Here is a 16,842-nt window from a genome sequence, read left to right on the forward strand (position 1 = left end):
CGCGCAGTCGTCGCGTCAAAGCGCGGCGATGAAGGACCGGATGATGGTGTTGCAGGCCGCGGCGTGACTGACATTGGCCATATGGCCGGCCCGCGGCAGCACGGTCAGGCGGGCATGGCGCAGGCCACTAGCGCAGCGTGCGGCGGCACGCAGCCGGGATGGCGCATCGCCATCACCGACAATGACATGGGCCGGGCAGGACACCATCTGCAGCAGGGCATCGTCCACCGGCAGCGGTTCGGGCGGAACCAACAGATCTCGGCCCTGATAGTCGCCCAGCACCTCGTCCAACATCCGTGATGTCGCCATGTCCGGCACCTTCAGCATCGGATGTGACCGCCAGAGCGTGCGCGCCGCCGGCAGGTCACCCGCCCGCACCAGTTCCACCAGCCGGGCAAGCGGCAGCGCGGGCTCCTGCGCGGGATCGGGCGGTTCTGCATCATGGGGACTGGCCAGCAGGACCAAGCCCGCCACCCGGCCCGGATGGCGGGCAGCGGCGTGAAGCGCGACGCGTCCCGCCTGGGAATGGGCGACCAGAACAGCCGTTTCCATTCCGAAATGGTCCAGCAGGGCCGGGATGTCCTCCACTTCCCGCGCCAGTCCGGGCGGGGCCGACGATTGTCCGAAGCCGCGACGGTCGGGCAGCAGCAGCGTGAATGACCCTGACAGGTCCGCCACCTGCGGCCGCCACATGCGCCGGTCCAGGGTCCAGCCGTGCAGCATCAGCAGCGCCGGCGTCCCCTGCCCCACCCTTTCCACCGACAGCGCGCCATCGGCCACAGCAAGGTCGATGGCCATGGTCAGTGGCGATAGGTGTTGTTGATGCTGTGATCGCCGCCCAGCCAGCGGGCCAGATCGGCCCGCGCCGTCGCCCGCTTGTCCGCCTCCAATTCAGCCGCCGACGGCGCGTCATAGGTGAATTCCAGGATCATGCCATTCGGGTCCTTGATATAGACCGACCGGCAATAGCCATGTTCCAGCGTATAGGTCTGCGGTTCCGTGTAGCCGGCCGCCCGGATGCGCGCTTCGATCTGGGCCTGGGTGTCGGCATCCACATGCAGGGCGATATGGTGGAAGGGTGATTCCGGCATGGGCGGGCCGAACAGCTTCTGATCGTCGGGATCGGCGAACTGGAAAAAGGCCAGCGCGCTGCCATCCCCCAACCCGAAGAAGCAATGGCAATAGGTGCGCTCGGCCCCGAACAGCATATCCTTCTCGCACCAAGTGGCGATCAGGGGGATGCCCAGCACATCCTCATAGAAATGGCGGGTGGCCTCCAGGTCGCTGGTGACATAGGCGGTGTGGTGCAGACGGTTGGGAAGCTTCGCGTTCATGGTCGTTTCCTCTCCCTTTATTCAGCCGAACAGCTTGGCAGCGATCTGCGCGACATGGCGGCCCTGATAACGGGCACCATCCAGTTCATTGGCGCTGGGCTGGCGTGATCCATCGGCCCCGGCGAGCGTGCTGGCGCCATAGGGTGTGCCGCCGCTGATCTCATCCATGCGGGTCGCCCCGGCCCAGCTATAGGGCAGGCCGACGATGATCATGCCGTGATGCAGCAACGTGGTGTGGAAGGAGGTGATGGTGGTTTCCTGTCCGCCATGCTGGCTGGCGGTGGAAACGAACACGCTACCCACCTTGCCGACCAAGGCACCCTTGGCCCACAGCCCGCCCGTCTGGTCCAGGAAGTTGCGCATCTGCGCCGCCATATTGCCAAAGCGTGTGGGCGTGCCGAAGATGATGGCATCATAATCGCCCAGTTCGCCGGGACTGGCGACGGGGGCCGTCTGATCAAGCCGGATGCCGGCGGCCTTGGCCACCTCGTCCGGCACCAGTTCCGGCACACGCTTCACCGTCACCTGGGTGCCGGGCACAGCGCCGGCCCCTTCTGCCACGGCCCCGGCCATGGTTTCGATATGGCCATAGCTGGAATAGTAGAGCACAAGCAGTTTCGCCATGGATCATCCCTTTCCCAAGACAGGGGGTCAGAACTTCATGCCAAGTTCCAGGCCATAACGGCGCGGCCGTCCCTTGAAGACGAAGCCACCGGGCGAGAATTCGGCATTATACTTCTTGTTGAACAGATTGTCGGAGAAGAGCGCCAGGTTCCAATTGTCACCTTCCACCCCGAAGCGGACATCAACAATATCCAACGGATCGCGCACCGTGCTGTTCTGGATATCGAACCAGGTCTTGCCCAGACGCCGGTAATCGGCGCGCACTGTGCCGGTCAAGCCACTGTCGCCCAGGTCAGTGCTGTACTGCACCCCCAGGTTCAGCGTGTATCGGGAGATCAGCGGCGCCTCGTTTCCCACCAATGTGGGATCGGCGAATTCCTTGATCTTGCTGTCGGTATAGCCGAAGCCCAGATTGACCTGCAGCCCCGTGGTCAGGAAGGCCGTGGCGTCCAGTTCAAACCCGCGCAGCCGGGTTTCGGGCACATTGCCCAGGTTCTGGGTGGAATTGGCCGCCAGGAAGACGAAGAAATAGGAATTGTCGGAGATGGTGTTATAGACGGACCCGTTCAGGCGCAGCTTGCGGTCCAGCAATTGCGACTTGAACCCGGCCTCCACCGTGCCGGCCGTTTCCGCCTTGAACGCGTCCTCCACGCCCAGGATGCCATTGGCCGCCGCCACGGCACCCACCCCGGTCTGGTTGAAACCACCGCTGCGGAAGCCCTTGGAATAGCCGGTATAAAGCGTCAGCGCGTCATCGGCCTTATAGGTCAGGGTGAATTTGGGCTGCCAGGCGGTGAAGCTGCGTTCCCGCACCTCCCCGCTGCGCCCGGCCGGAAAGCCCGCCACATTGGGCAGATAGGCCGTGGGCGTCAGGGTTGTGTTCTCCCGCTTGTCCTTGTCGTAGCGCAGCGACAGATCGGCCGTCAGCTTTTCTGTCAGATCATAGGAGCTGCTGGCGAACAGGGCCCAGGCGAAATTATCCTGGGCATCGGCCAGGAAGGAGAATTGCGGGTTGAGCGGGTTGGTGCTCGGCGTGCGATAGACGGGGAAGACGCCCTGCCCCCGGTCGATCATGTTGCCGGTGGAGATATAGCGCTTGGTGCCGATCATATAGCCGCCAGCACTCCATTGGAACTTCTGGTCGGTGGGGGACGCAAAGCGCAGTTCCTCGCTCCACGCCTTCACATTCAGATACTGGCTCTGGTTCAGGTCGAAACCCAGAATCTGATAGAAAAGGCTTTCCTTGATGGGCAGGAAATCGAAGGCGTCGCCCGTCAATATCTCCTTCACCTGATCGTAGGAGGTGACGGAGGTCAGGGTTCCCGCCTCCGTCTCGTACGCGATGCGCAGGGACGTGCCGTACATGTCGCGGTCATTCTGGCCGGGATTGTTCACGCGGACAGGAAGGCTGGTATTGTTCACATCATTGACGATGTTGAAATAAAGCGCCTGGGTCCGCAATTGCGACATCGACCCGCGCAGATCAATCGACAGCTTGTCCGACGGCTGGAACAGCAGGGTGCCGCGCAGCGACAAATCCTCATACGGATCGGCCTTTTCGTTCAGGTACGCGTTGCGGATTAACCCGTCGCTGTTCACATAAGACCCGGCCAGACGGAATTTCACCTTCTCCGACAAGGGTCCGCTGACGCCGGCACGGGCGGAATAGCCGAAGCCGTTTTCGACCCCCACCTTGACGCGGGTATCGAATGTGTCGGTCGGTTGCTTGGTGCGGATGACGATGGCGCCGCCGATGGCGTTGCGGCCGTAAAGCGCGCCCTGTGGGCCCTTCAGCACCTCGATCTGCTCGATATCGAACAGTTCCTGGCTGAACTGCGCGGCGTTGACCTGCTGGACCCCGTCGACGATGACGGCGACCGACGGTTCGCTGTTACGGGCCTGGGTGATGCCGCGGATGATGATGAAGGCATTGCCGGCGTTCTGCGTTTCCACCAGCGTGACGTTGGAGGTCAGGTCAATGAAATCGGCCGGCTTTTCGATACCCGCCATTTCGATCGTGTCGGCCGTGAAAGCCATGATCGCGGCAGGCACATCCTGCTGTGCCTGCGGACGGCGCAGGCCTGTCACCACCACTTCTTCCACGGTGCTGACCCCGGCGGTTGACTGCGCACCGGCCGGGGCGGCGGCCGTCAGCGCCATCGCCGAGGCGCCGGCTAAACAGGCGAAACGCCAAGAGGAACGTCCCATGCAAAACCTCCCGTTCACTTGTCATTGATGGCGCACGGTGCGTTCCGCCATTAGCGGCCGCCGGTGCGGCGCTGGCCCGCGCAATCGCGCGCGGACGTCGGGTCGTTGCCCGTACTGAGGACAATCCATGTTTCGATTATCGAAGTCAAGTTCGATATACGAAGATTTATCCGTTTATCGAAGTTTGCGCCGGGCGCAACGAAAAACGCCCCGGCGGCGACCGGGGCGTTTTCAGAAAGGCTTCAGGCGGGAAAGGACGGCCCGCGTCAGTTCCGGGCCAGGGAATGCATCAGGAAGGGCCATTGCTGCAACGACGCTTCGATATCGCGGGCCGCATTGCGCAGCAGCGGCAGGCGGGTGCGCACCAGTTCATCTTGTGAAATACGGGTGGTGGAGGTGGAACAGTTGATGGAGGCGCAGACTTTGCCATCCTTGTCGCGCACCGGCACGGCCACAGAGACGATGCCGTAATCCAACTCATCCAGGGCTGAATCATAGCCCAGTTCCCGCACCCGTCCCAGCCGCGCCGCCAGTTCGTCGCGGTTGGTCAGGGTGCGTTCGGTGAAGCGGGTCAGGCTGGCCGTTGCCAGATAATCGGCCAAGGGCTTCTCCGGTTCGAACGCCAGCAGCACCTTGCCCAGTGAGGTTGCATGCGCCGGATAGCGCGTGCCGACGCTGGCCCCGAGCCGGATATGCCGGTTGGTGGAAACATGCACCAGATACAGGATATCGTGGCCGGACAGCGTGGCCATGGAGGCGCTGTCGCCCGTCTCGTCACGCAGGGACTGCAGGTGCGGCGTCACCACCTGCTCCAGGTTCATGGACGCCAGATAGGCCGACCCGAAGACCAGCACCTCCGGCCGCAGCAGGAAGCGCCGCCCGTAGCGGCCGACATAACCCAGTGCCACCAGTGTGTTCAGGCAGCGCCGCGCCACCGCCGGGCTTAGCCCCGTTGCGGCGGCAACCTCGCTCAACTGCATTTCCGGGCGCTGCTGGTTGAAGGCGCGCAGAACCGTCAGGCCGCGTTCCAGCGTCAGCAGATATTCGGGGTCCTTCTCCCGCTCCGCCGTGCCCACGTCCCTGTCTGCGCTGTCCAACGCCATCGCGTCCGCCCTGTCCGCCGAAATCCCAGCGGGCCAGCTATAACCGCTGCACCGGCGGGCACGCCAGCGATTATACGGAATCCGTCAGGATCTCCCCATTATGCTCGCCCAGCAGGGGCGGTGCAGTCACCTCCAGGCTGCGTTCGCCATCGAAGCTGACGGGGGAGCGGACGGTGCGGAATCGACCCGTGGGGGCATGGTCCGCCTCGATCTGCAATTGCAGGTGCCGGGCCTGGTCAGTGGCCAGGGCCGCGGCCGCATCATGCACGGGCGAATGCGGGACATCTGCCCTGCCCAGCCGTTCACACCAGTCGGCCAGCGTGCGGGTGCGGAAGATCGGGGCCAGCTGTTCCACCACCTTCTCATAATTGGCGATGCGGGCATCCCGGCTGGCAAATTCCGGCTGCTGCAGCATGTCGGGCCAATCCACCGCCTGGGCCAGCCCTTCCCAGAATTTCGGCGGCGACGACATGTGCAGCGCGATCCATTTCCCGTCGGCACAGACAAAGACATAGGATTGCGACACGGATGGCCGGCTGTAGGGCCCCATGATCTGGTCGGCCGCGAAATAATGGGTGAAGTCGTCCAGGTTGAAATGACACATGGCCTCCAGCATGGACAGTTCCACCAGCCGCCCCCGCCCTGTGCTGTGCCGTTCATGCAGCGCCCCCAGGATGCCGTACGCTGCATAAAAGCCCGTGATCGCATCGGCCAGTGCCGGCCCCACCACACGCGGATTGCCGGGATTCAGCACCAGGCGCAAGAACCCGCTGGCCGCCTGCGCCACGGTATCGAAGGCCGGACGCTGGCTGTCCGGCCCCGTGGCGCCGAAACCGGAAATGGCGCAATAGATCAGACGCGGATTGATGGCGCGCAGCCGGTCGGCATCCACATGCAGCTTGGCGGCCGCACCGGGCCGGAAATTCTGGATGAAGACATCTGCGCCGGTTACCAGCGCGTCCAGTTGCTCACGGCCCGCCGCCTCGCGTGTATCCAGGGTGATGGAGCGCTTGTTGCGGTTATAGGTCTGGAAATGCGGGCTGTAGAGGCCGCCCTTGAAGGCCCGGAACGGATCACCCGCCCCCGGCTGTTCAATCTTGATGACATCGGCACCCAGATCAGCCAGCAGCATGCCCGCTGCGGGGCCGGTGATGAATGTGCCCATTTCCAGGACCCGGACGTCCTTCAGGACCTTTGCCATATCTTGCTCCAATCGGGGGGAGACCGAAGATGCGCGCCGGTGCGGCCGGTTGCGACCCGGCGGCAGGAGGTCGGGCGCCTTTGCCTCGTTTCACGATATATAGACTTCGATTATCGAAATCAACTTCGATTATCGAATTTCCCTTGCCAGAGAAGGAACCTTGTCGTTAGCTGCTGGCAGACGAACAGCGGAGCGGCACCATGCGTATCGGCAAGACCGATCAGCCCCTGACCTCCATCTGCACTTCCGACGCGGACAATATCTGCGTGCGGGGTCTGGATCTGTGTACAGAGGTCATCGGGCAGATGGATTTCACCAGTTATTTCTGGCTGCTGGTTACGGGCACGCAGCCCAGCGAGGATCAGCGGTTCCTGGCCGATGCCGTGCTGACGGCCATCGCCGAACATGGGCTGGTGCCCAGCGTCGTGGCCGCGCGCATGACCTATGCCGCCGCCCCAGAGGCGTTTCAGGGCGCAGTTGCCGCCGGCCTGTCGGGCTGTGGCAGCGTTGTGCTGGGCAGCGCGGAGGTGGCAGGCCGTTTCCTGGCCGATCTGGTGGAGGCGGCGGCCGGTGGCGACGCAACAGCGGTGGCAACGGCCCGGCTGGCGGAATGCCGGGCGGCGAAGCGGGCCATCCCCGGTTTCGGACATCCGCAGCATTCCGGCGGCGATCCCCGCGCCCACCGGTTGCTGGCCCTGGCCGATCAGCGGGGCGTGTCAGGTGCCCATGTTGCCATGCTGCGGACCATCAAGGCGGCCTTGCCGACAGCCCTGGGCCGGGACCTGCCCATCAATGTCAACGGGGCCATCCCGGCGGTGATGCTGGATGCCGGCTTTCCACTGGCAGCCTTGAAGGGCATATCGCTGCTGGCCCGCACGGCCAGCCTGATCGCGCATCTGCGGGAAGAGGCTGACCGGCCCATTGGTTTCATCCTATCGGCAGCGGCGGCCCAGGCCATCCGTTATGATGGCCCCTGAAGGGCTGCCGCTCACCCCCCAGCGTCTGGTGGCCAGCATTCCAGTGCCTGCACGAACCGCGACAGCCAGGCATTGGTCTGGTGACCATCGACAACACGATGATCGATGGTCAGGGAAACATAGGCCATGGGCCGGATCTGGATGGTATCCACCCCATCCACCTCCCGCACCACCACCCGCTTCTCCAGCTTGCCGATCCCCAGAATGGCCGATTGCGGCTGGTTGATGATGATGGGTGTGGCCACCAGGGAGCCGGAAACACCATGGTTGGAGATGGTAAAGGTGCCACCGCGCATGTCGGCCGGTGTCAACTGACCCTGGCGTGCCCGCTCCGTCAGATCCTGAAGGCGGGTGGCGATCCCTTGCAGGGACAGGTCCTGGGCGCCCCTGACCACAGGAACGACCAGACCCTTGTCCCCCAGCGCCGTGCCGACGCCGATATTCACGTCCTCGAAAATTTCCAGCCGGTCGTCGTGCCAGCGGCTGTTGATGCTGGGTGCTACCTTCATGGCCTTGACGGCCGCTGCGATGAAATAGGCGGTGAAGGTCAAATTGACACCCGCCCGTTCGAAACCAACCTTGTTCGCGCGGCGGTGGGCCATGATGGCGCTGAAATCCGCCTCGAACACGGACGTGACATGCGGCGCCGTGGTCAGGGAGTACGACATATGCTCGGCAATGCGGCGGCGCATATTGTCGTGCGGAATGCTGTAGGACCTGACACCGGATGACGGCGGCACCTCCGCCATGACGGGTCGCGGTGCCGACGGAGGCGGCGAGACCACCGGAGGCACCGGCGGCGTCGGCAGTATTTCACGAGCGGCGGCGGCGGCACGTTCGATATCCGCGCGGGTGACACGACCGGCGATGCCCGTCCCCGAAAGCCCCGAAGGATCGACGCCAAGTTCCCGGGCCGCGCGCTTGGCCGACGGCGACAAGCGGGTTTCCCTTATTTCGGGCGGGGCGGACGGTGTATCCGCGTCGGCGTCTTGCCTCTCTGACGCCACCACGCCCGCTGGGGCCAACCGACCCAGCAGCGCGCCGGGAACGGCTTCGCTGTCACTGGACAAGGTGATCTCCGCCAGAATGCCGGCGGCGGGCGACGGCACCTCCTGCGTCACCTTGTCGGTTTCCAGTTCCACCAGCGGCTCGTCCGCCGCCACACTGTCGCCCACCTTCTTCAGCCAGGCGCGCACGATGGCCTTCGTCCCCTCCTGTTCAAGGGGGACCAGAATGTCGATCACTTGTTGTTCCCCCTGTTTCAGAAGGCGATCAGTTCGTCGATCCTTGCGCGGATGCGCTCGACCGACGGTACAGCCCAATCCAGCAGCACGGGATTATGAGGGCTGGGGATATCGGGCATGGTCAGGCGGGCGACGGGCGCATCCAGGTCCAGAAACACCTTGTCGGCGACGATGGCCGCGATCTCCGCCCCGAAGCCCGCTGTCTGGATATCCTCATGCACAATCAGGCAGCGCCGCGTTCGCCGGACAGATGCCAGCACCGCAGCTTCATCCCACGGCATCAGTGTCCGAAGGTCGATGACATGCACCGACCGCCCCTCCGCCGCCATCTGGCAGCGGGGCGCCATGGCACCCCAGGTGACGATGGTCAGGTCGTCACCCACCGTCAGGCTGCGCGCCTTGCCGAATTCCAGCACATAATCATCGCCCGGCCAGGCGCGCCGGGCCCAGGGATCGTCCAGCATGGCGCGGTGTTCGAAGAACAGCACCGGATCATTGCCGCGCAACGCCCCGCGCAGCAGGCCCACCGCATCCTCTGCATTCGACGGAACAGCCACCTTCCAACCCGGCGCGTGGCAGAACTGTACCTCGTTGGTCTGGCTGTGCCAGGGGTCCCCGCATTTGAAGAAGCCGCCCGGCACCCGCAGCACCATGGGGGCCGCGAACCGGTTATTGGTGCGCCAGCGCATGGTGCCGCAATCATTGATCTGTTCCATCGCCGGTTCGGCATATTTGCGGAACTGAATCTCCGGTACGGGCATCAGCCCGGCCAGCGCCATGCCGACGGCCCGACCCACGATGCCTTCTTCCGACAGGCTGGTATCGAAGACGCGGGTGGTGCCATATTTCTCCTGCAGACCCAGGGTCACAGCATGCACCCCGCCCTTGGGGCCGATATCCTCCCCGAACAGGACGACACGGGGATTGCCGGTCATTTCCTGGTCCAGGGTGCGGCGGATGGCCGTCACCATGTTCAGGCGCTGGCCTTCCGGGCGCGGCTCCGCCACCGATGGCGGCGGCAGATAGCCATGGGACCATTGCCCGCCCTGCACCTGCACCTCGCCTTGCTCGGCGAAGACATGACGGATGACACCGGTGGGGTCCGCGACCGGTCGCGCTTCCGCCGACGCCCGGGCAGCCTCCACCTCGGCCTTCGCGGTGGCGGCAATGGCGTCCCACTCCCCTTCCTCCAGTACGGCCGGCACCAGATATTCCCTCAGCCGCGGCAGTGGATCGCGTGCCCATTCGGATGCCACGATGTCAGGCGATTTATAGGTCTGAGTATCCTGGAACGAATGGCCCTGAAGGCGCGGTACGGTCAGGCGCAGCAGGCAGGGACCCTTGCGGTTCCGCACATGGGACACTGCCTGGTCGATCAGACGCGCGGCTTCCGCCGGTTCCGCCCCGTCGCCGGCCAGGATGGTCAGGCCCTTGAAGCTGGCAAGGTTGGCGGCGATGTTGCCGCCCGGCGTCTGCATGATCGACGGAACGGAAATGCCGAAGCCATTGTCCTCGATATAGAACAGCATCGGCAATTGCTGGGTGGTGGCGATGGTCAGGGCCGCCCAGAAGCCGTTTGCCGCAACCGACCCGTCCCCGCCCAGCACCACGGCGATGGATTTTTCGTAATCCGGCCGTTTCAGTACCCGGGTATAATAGTCAACGGCCTGGGCCCAGCCGGCCGTCGGCGTATATTGCGCGCCCACCCCACCACACATGGGCAAAGCCGATGCGCCGTCCCGATTGGGATAATTGAAGACGACACCGATATCGCGCCCGTCGGAATAGCCGCCGGCCCGGCCCATGGACGAACCCAACGCATCCGCGATGTCCACCCCCAGCGACAGCAGCATGGGGCGTGACCGGTAATAACCACAGGCGGCGTCATGTTTGTCGGTCAGGCGCGAACCCAACAGGATTTGCGCCATATCATGCCCACGCGCGGAGAACTGGTAGAGAACCTTGCGCTCCGGCACCAGGACCTTCTCCTCCAACTCGTCCAGCGCGCGGGAGACGTGCAGCAGATGCGTAATCCGGCGCCAGTCGTAGGAGGGATCGGGTGCATTGCGCGGAATCTCATCAACCACGCTGCGCCGGTTATGAGAGATCATGTCGTCCCCGCTATAATTCGATGACCGTCCAGTCGGTCAGTGAATTATAGCCAATGTTCAGCGACAAAACTTTGCATTCATCATCCTGAAAGCGCGGACTGGCGCAACAAACTTGCACCAGCCGCACCCGAAACGGTCACATGGGAAGGGGCAAGTCGGTCGTTTCCTTCAGGTCGCGCAGGACCAGGGAGGAACGGACAGTGGCGATGCACGGAAGCCGCAGCAATCCCTGGACGAATTGATCGAAGGCCTTCAGGTCGGCGGCCACCACCTTCAACATGTAATCGGCATCACCGGTCAGCATGCAGCATTCCAGGATCTGCGGAGACGATTGCACGAAAGCGGAGAATTCCGACGTATGCTCCCCGGCGTGAGAGCGCAGCACCACCACCACATAGGATTTGAGGGAGAAGCCAAGCTTCTGCGGTGACAACAGCGCCGTGACCCGGCTGATATAACCGTCTTCCCGCAATCTCTGCAGGCGACGGGAGCATTGGGAAGACGAAAGACAGACCTTCTCGGCCAGTTCACCCAGTGTGATATCGCCTCTCTCCTGGATAGCGGATAGAAGCTTCACATCGAAACCGTCCAAACTCATCGAAAATTCCCCCTGCCGTATCGGTGCGGTCAGTCATTCTTTGATTTTCCATCGCAGGCAGCCGGCTGATTTCAGCGGTGCTGCGCAGGCCTGGAGGCATCATACACAAATCCGGCCGACACAGGATGGACAACGACGGCAAATGACGGGGGTTGGCCTTGGGCCGCCGCACGCAGCTTCTTGATGAATGGCGCGCGGGGCGATGTCAGTACCCTTCTGCCAGATCGGTCAGGGCCGCGATATCCAGCAACTCAACGACATTGCCATACATCAGGCGGATCAGGCGGCTGGTCTTCAGCTTGGTGACAGCGCGTGAGACGGTTTCCGTCGTCAGCCCCAGAAAGTCCGCCATATCCGCGCGGGTCATGGGCAAATCCACACGGCAATGGTCTTCCGGTTCCGGGGTACGGCGCTTGGCCTGGACCAGAAGGAAGCTGGCCAGACGTTCAACGGCCGTCTTACGCCCCAGCAGCACCATCTGGTCCTGCGCGACCTGCAGCTCCGTCGCCGTGGCAGCAAGCAGACGCTTGCGCAGGTCGGGATCACGTTCCAGCAGGGCGTCGAGCTGTGATCGGGTCAGTCGCCGCAGCGTGACCGGGGTCACCGCCTCAGCCGAATAGAGATAATTGCCTGCCAGGGCCAGCCCCAGCATGTCGCCGGGCTGAAGGAACCCGATGATCTGGCGCCGGCCATCGGCCAGCAGCCGCACGATCCTGACCATGCCTGCGGTGATGATGCGGACGCTGGTTGCCGGGTCGCCTTCGGAGAAGATGGTCTGGTCGCGGTCATAGCTGTTGCACTCATCCGCCCAAAGGATGAACGGGTTGATGACGGCTTCGGGCATTGCCACCGTCGCCATGACGGCACCGGGCTGGAACAGGGTCGGGCTGACGGGGACGGTAGAAGCTGGGGCAAAGGCGAGCGTCATGGTCATCGGGCTCCCGTTCTGCGGGACCGCCTGGCGGTCCGTTCTCGTTCATGCGCAGACTTTAGCGCCGGTTGCGTTGCCGGATCAGTTCGGTCTTCTACCTACGTAAAATCCCGTATCCGCCGCGCCGGTTTACGAATGCGCGCGGGCCGGCAGCCGCCGGTGCAACTCATCCACCAGGCAATCAGGATCGACGGGCTTGTCCAGGAATGCCGCAACACCGGCCCTGTCGGCACGGGCCTGCGTCTCGGGTTCCCGGCGACCCGACATCATGACCACCGTTACGCCCTGCAGGTCCTGCCCGTGGCGTTCCACGAATTCGATCCCGGTCATGCCCGGCATATGTTGATCCAGAAGCAGGCAGCCGGCCTGGCCGTCGAAGGCGGCCATGAAGTCTCGGCAGGAAGGATACAGGTCCACCTCGAACCCATAGAGCCGCAGCAGCATTTTCAGGGAATCCCGGACGGACTCGTCATCATCGACGACATAGACCCGGCCGGACGGTGCGTCGGCCACGATTAACCTCTGGACATTGGGACCGATGCCGGGCTGGCACCGATCCATTGATATGTCCGAATTTAAAAAAGCATCGTCCCGGAAGAAATAAGGGTTTCCCCGTATGCCGACCCGAATTGATGAAGATCAACCCACCCGCGGCCGGATGCCCGCTGCCAATGCCAGCCGCACCAGTTGCGACAGGCTGTCAGCCCGCATCTTCTCCATGACGCGGGCACGGTGGATTTCAACGGTGCGGGGGCTGATGGAAAGATCGAAGGCAATGATCTTGTTGGGCTTTCCGTCCACCAGCCCTTGCAGCACATCCTGCTCACGCGGGGTCAGCGCCGACAGTCTGGCCAGCATGTCCGCCGATGGCCCCTCCTCCGCGATGGTCGCCGCCACCGCGGCTGTGCGGGGACGTGACAGGGCCGTGTGCAGTGCGGTCAGCAACACCTCCTCCTCGAACGGCTTCTCGATGAAATCCACGGCCCCGGCCTTCATGGCCGACACAGCCAGGGGCACATCACCGTGACCGGTCATGACGATGACAGGAATCCCGCGGCCGGCCGCAACCAGCCGTTCCTGCACCTCCAGCCCCGTCATTTCCGGCATGCGCACATCCACCACCAGGCAGGCGCAGCGTTCAGGCGCCTCGGATGTCAGGAAATCAAGGGGGGAGGAGAAGGCCGCCACCTGATACCCCGACGTCAGCAGCAGCAGGCGCAGGCTATCGCGCACCGCGCCATCATCATCGACAACCGCGATCATCGGGTCAGGCGCCTTGGTCATCTTCATTCATCTCCAGAAGCGGCAGGGTGAAGCGGAAGGTGGCTCCACCGCGTTCGTTTCGTTCGGGCCAAAGCCGGCCGCCATGGGCTTCGATGATGGAACGGCTGATGGATAGGCCCAGCCCCATGCCCCGCTCCTTGCCGCTGATGAAGGGCTGAAACAGGGTGGCCATGACGGACTCGTCCAGTCCTGGCCCCGTGTCTGCCACGCGGACCTCCACCATGTCCTCGCCATCCACCGGTGCTGTCGCGATGGACAGGACCCGCTGCGGGCGACCCGTCATGGCCTCCACTGCGTTGCGGATCAGATTGAGCAGCACCTGCTGGATCTGGATCTTGTCGATGGTGGCGCGCAATTCCTCCCGATGCAGATCCATTTCAAGGCGCACGCCGGTATCCTTGGCCCCTACCATGGCGAGCGCGACGGCTTCCTCGATGATTCCATCCAGACTCTCGGTGCGCCGATCGGTACTGCCCTTGGCAATGAAATCGCGCAGCCGACGGATGATCTGCCCGGCCCGCAGCGCCTGCTGCGACGCCTTTTCCATTGCTTCCCGCACCAGCGCCATTTCCGCAGCATCTGGTCGTTCGATCAGGCGCATCGACGCCTTGATGTAATTGACCACGGCCGTCAATGGCTGGTTCAGTTCATGGGCCAGGGCCGATGCCAGTTGTCCCATGACACTGACCCGGCTGACATGCAGCAGTTCCGCCTGAAGCTGCTGCAACCGCCGCTCTGTGGCCTGTGTCTGCGTAAGGTCATGGATGAAGCCGGTGAAAAGCCGCTCCCCCTCCAGATCCACCGCCCCCACCGCCAGTTCCATGGGGAATACGGAGCCGTCCCGCCGCTGGCCGGAGACGATGCGACCCGTGCCGATGATCCGTTTCTCCCCCGTGGCCAGATGCCGGGCGATATAATGATCGTGCTGCTCCCGATAGGGGGATGGCATGAGGATACTGACATTGCTGCCCAGCACCTCCGCCTCCTGATAGCCGAACAGGCGCTGGGCGGCGGGGCTGAATGATCGGATCAGCCCCTGCCCGTCGATCACGATCAGGGCGTCGGGAATGGTTTCGATGATGGAGGCAAGACGCGCTTCGCGGTTGCGCAAGGCCTGCTCAGCGGCGCGCCGGTCGCTGATGTCGCGGATGATGCCGATATAAACCGGGGGGCCCTCCTGCTGCGCCTCGCCAACCGACAATTCCATGGGGAAGGTGCTGCCATCACGGCGCAATCCCGTCACCTCCCGCCCGATGCCGATGATCCGACGCTCACCCGTCGCTTGGTAGCGGGCCAGATACCCGTCATGTTCAGCCTGATAGGGTGCTGGCATCAGCATTTTGACGTTGCGACCGATCACGTCCGCCGCCTTCCAGCCGAACAGGGTCTCGCAAGCCGGATTGAAGGACTGAATCAGCCCCCGGTCGTCAATGATGATGACGCCATCGGGAACCGTTTCCATCAAAGCCTGGAAACGTGGGAAAAGTTCGCGGTCTTCTGTCACAACTGCAATCCAACATCATCCGAACAGTTCACTAACTGACGCAGTTTAATCCGGTTTTGTGCCGGGTGGAACCATAGAAGGATGTCGCCGCCCGCCAGGAACCGATCTGCGGCGGTGGCTGCACTTTTCTTATGTTAAATAAACTTTCCGCATTCTTTGGCTGCCTCATCACCAGCCGGCGTGCCGCGATTGTTACGAAAGACAGCTGATTGCGCCGCGCCAGGCCGAAATCGGCCGGTTTTATGGCGCATATCCGGGACTCACCCTCGCAACTGGCTTCAATTGGTCCCGGTCCGGCAGGCCATAAAGTGGCACTATCATTTCGGAAACTTTTTTATTATAAGAAAAGAACAACAGGGAGAGCTGGGATGGTCACCTCATCACCGCCCGATCCGGGCCCCAAGCGGGAAGCCGATGCCCGCGCTTGGTACGCCATCGTCATTTTCGCGCTGGCCGCCGTCCTTTCCTACACCGATCGCCTGATCCTGAACCTGCTGGTCGCGCCCATCCGGGCGGAAATGTCGATCAGCGATACGCAGGTCAGTTTGCTGCAAGGGGCCGCCTTCGCCATCATCTATGCCTTCGCCGGCCTGCCCATGGGGCGGCACGCGGACCGGCATGGCCGCCGTAACCTGATCCTGGCCGGCATCGGCCTGTGGAGCGTTGCGACGGCACTGTGCGGACTGGCCCAATCCTATGGCCAGTTGTTCGGAGCCCGTATTCTGGTCGGCATCGGGGAGGCAGCCCTGGCACCGGCCGTGCTGTCCATGGTGCCGGACCTGTTTCCCCCGCACCGGCGCGGCACCGCAGTCGCCATCTTCATCGGCGGCATGATCATGGGCGCGGGCATGGCCACGCTGGTGGGCGGCATCCTGATCGATGTGTTCAGCCTGGGGGCGCTGTCGGGTCTGGCACAGTCAGCGGGTGTCGCGCCCTGGCGTGCCGTACTGCTGACGCTGGGACTGGCCGGCGTCGTTCTGGCGCTGCTGGTCTCCACGATCCGGGAACCGGAACGCCAGGACAGCCTGGGCGGTGCGGCAAAGCCCGGTTTGGTCATGCTGCGCCGCTATCTTGTCGACAACCGCGGGGCCTTCGGTCTGCTGCTGGGCGGGTTGACCCTGACGCAGATCGTTGATTATGGGGCCAATAGCTGGACACCGTCACTGTTGATGCGGGTGTATGGCTTCACGCCGTCCGAAACCGGCACGGCGCTGGGCTCCATCCTGATCGGCGTGGCCGGGCTGGGTACCATTGCCGGCGGCATGCTGGCCGACCTGCTGGAAGCACGCGGCCATTCCACCGCCAAGCCGCTGGTGGCCGCATCGGCTGTCAGCGCCGGCGTGCCCTGCCTGCTGTTTGCGGTCATGCCTGGCGCCGGCCTGTCGCTGGGCCTGTTCACGGCCTATGCCTTCCTGCTGGCCATCGGCGCCGGCGTCGGGATTGCGGCCATACTGGATCTGGTCCCGTCGGAACTGCGGGGCATGACAACAGCGGTACAGGCCTTTGCCTACACGGCCTTCGGCCTCGGCCTGGGACCGACGCTGGTGGCTGTGACCACCGACCATGTGTTCGCCGACCCGCTGTCGGTTGGCCTTTCGATCAGTGTGACCGGCATTCCGCTGCTGGCCCTGTCGGCTGCCGCCATGTGGCGGTCGCTGCCCCATTACCGCCGCGTGCGACAGAATCTGGCGGCCACGGCAACAGCTTGAATTAAAAACACAAC

At 63.6% G+C, this 16,842-nt stretch carries 15 protein-coding genes; 2 read left to right on the forward strand and 13 right to left on the reverse strand.

The window, feature by feature from the left end; all coding sequences use genetic code 11:
• Positions 1–15 precede the first annotated feature (15 nt).
• The 6 genes from ACODTW_RS02280 to ACODTW_RS02305 all read right to left on the reverse strand — a co-directional run bounded on the left by ACODTW_RS02280 (position 16) and on the right by ACODTW_RS02305 (position 6,470).
• On the reverse strand, positions 16–798 hold the full coding sequence (locus tag ACODTW_RS02280) for an alpha/beta fold hydrolase (RefSeq protein WP_488944253.1): 783 nt from the start codon (positions 796–798) through the stop codon (positions 16–18).
• A 2-nt stretch (positions 799–800) separates the two neighbouring features.
• Positions 801–1,334 (reverse strand): VOC family protein, encoded by a 534-nt coding sequence (locus tag ACODTW_RS02285; RefSeq protein WP_488944254.1) that lies wholly within the window; start codon positions 1,332–1,334, stop codon positions 801–803.
• 21 nt (positions 1,335–1,355) lie between these two features.
• On the reverse strand, positions 1,356–1,958 hold the full coding sequence (wrbA, locus tag ACODTW_RS02290) for an NAD(P)H:quinone oxidoreductase (protein ID WP_488944255.1): 603 nt from the start codon (positions 1,956–1,958) through the stop codon (positions 1,356–1,358).
• Between the two features lie 27 nt (positions 1,959–1,985).
• Complete coding sequence (locus ACODTW_RS02295) at positions 1,986–4,166, reverse strand: TonB-dependent receptor (RefSeq protein WP_488944256.1); 2,181 nt, start codon at positions 4,164–4,166, stop codon at positions 1,986–1,988.
• Between the two features lie 266 nt (positions 4,167–4,432).
• Positions 4,433–5,269 (reverse strand): IclR family transcriptional regulator domain-containing protein, encoded by an 837-nt coding sequence (locus ACODTW_RS02300; protein WP_488944257.1) that lies wholly within the window; start codon positions 5,267–5,269, stop codon positions 4,433–4,435.
• A 70-nt stretch (positions 5,270–5,339) separates the two neighbouring features.
• Entirely contained in the window at positions 5,340–6,470 is a 1,131-nt protein-coding gene (locus ACODTW_RS02305) for a CaiB/BaiF CoA transferase family protein (protein WP_488944258.1), read from the reverse strand.
• Positions 6,471–6,670: 200 nt separating this feature from the next.
• Here ACODTW_RS02305 and ACODTW_RS02310 point away from each other — a divergent pair, with 200 nt between their 5' ends.
• Positions 6,671–7,447, forward strand: a complete 777-nt coding sequence (locus ACODTW_RS02310) for a citryl-CoA lyase (protein WP_488944259.1) — start codon at positions 6,671–6,673, stop codon at positions 7,445–7,447.
• An 11-nt stretch (positions 7,448–7,458) separates the two neighbouring features.
• Here ACODTW_RS02310 and ACODTW_RS02315 read toward each other — a convergent pair whose 3' ends face one another.
• From ACODTW_RS02315 to ACODTW_RS02345, 7 genes are all read right to left on the reverse strand, one after another.
• Complete coding sequence (locus ACODTW_RS02315) at positions 7,459–8,691, reverse strand: dihydrolipoamide acetyltransferase family protein (protein WP_488944260.1); 1,233 nt, start codon at positions 8,689–8,691, stop codon at positions 7,459–7,461.
• 17 nt (positions 8,692–8,708) lie between these two features.
• Complete coding sequence (locus tag ACODTW_RS02320) at positions 8,709–10,802, reverse strand: alpha-ketoacid dehydrogenase subunit alpha/beta (protein ID WP_488944261.1); 2,094 nt, start codon at positions 10,800–10,802, stop codon at positions 8,709–8,711.
• A 136-nt stretch (positions 10,803–10,938) separates the two neighbouring features.
• Complete coding sequence (locus ACODTW_RS02325) at positions 10,939–11,400, reverse strand: Lrp/AsnC family transcriptional regulator (RefSeq protein WP_488944262.1); 462 nt, start codon at positions 11,398–11,400, stop codon at positions 10,939–10,941.
• 205 nt (positions 11,401–11,605) lie between these two features.
• Complete coding sequence (locus ACODTW_RS02330; RefSeq protein WP_488944263.1) at positions 11,606–12,334, reverse strand: cyclic nucleotide-binding domain-containing protein; 729 nt, start codon at positions 12,332–12,334, stop codon at positions 11,606–11,608.
• A gap of 126 nt (positions 12,335–12,460) precedes the next feature.
• On the reverse strand, positions 12,461–12,844 hold the full coding sequence (locus tag ACODTW_RS02335) for a response regulator transcription factor (protein WP_488944264.1): 384 nt from the start codon (positions 12,842–12,844) through the stop codon (positions 12,461–12,463).
• A gap of 126 nt (positions 12,845–12,970) precedes the next feature.
• Entirely contained in the window at positions 12,971–13,615 is a 645-nt protein-coding gene (fixJ, locus tag ACODTW_RS02340; protein ID WP_488944265.1) for a response regulator FixJ, read from the reverse strand.
• Positions 13,599–15,119 (reverse strand): PAS domain-containing sensor histidine kinase, encoded by a 1,521-nt coding sequence (locus ACODTW_RS02345; protein WP_488944266.1) that lies wholly within the window; start codon positions 15,117–15,119, stop codon positions 13,599–13,601. Before ACODTW_RS02345 ends, fixJ begins: the two co-directional genes overlap by 17 nt.
• Before the next feature lie 368 nt (positions 15,120–15,487).
• On the opposite strand from ACODTW_RS02345, the gene ACODTW_RS02350 reads away from it, so the two are divergent.
• Positions 15,488–16,828: an MFS transporter gene (locus tag ACODTW_RS02350; protein WP_488944267.1), complete on the forward strand. Its 1,341-nt coding sequence runs from the start codon at positions 15,488–15,490 to the stop codon at positions 16,826–16,828.
• The last annotated feature ends 14 nt before the right edge of the window (positions 16,829–16,842 follow it).

This window comes from Niveispirillum sp. FG148 (genome assembly GCF_057809655.1).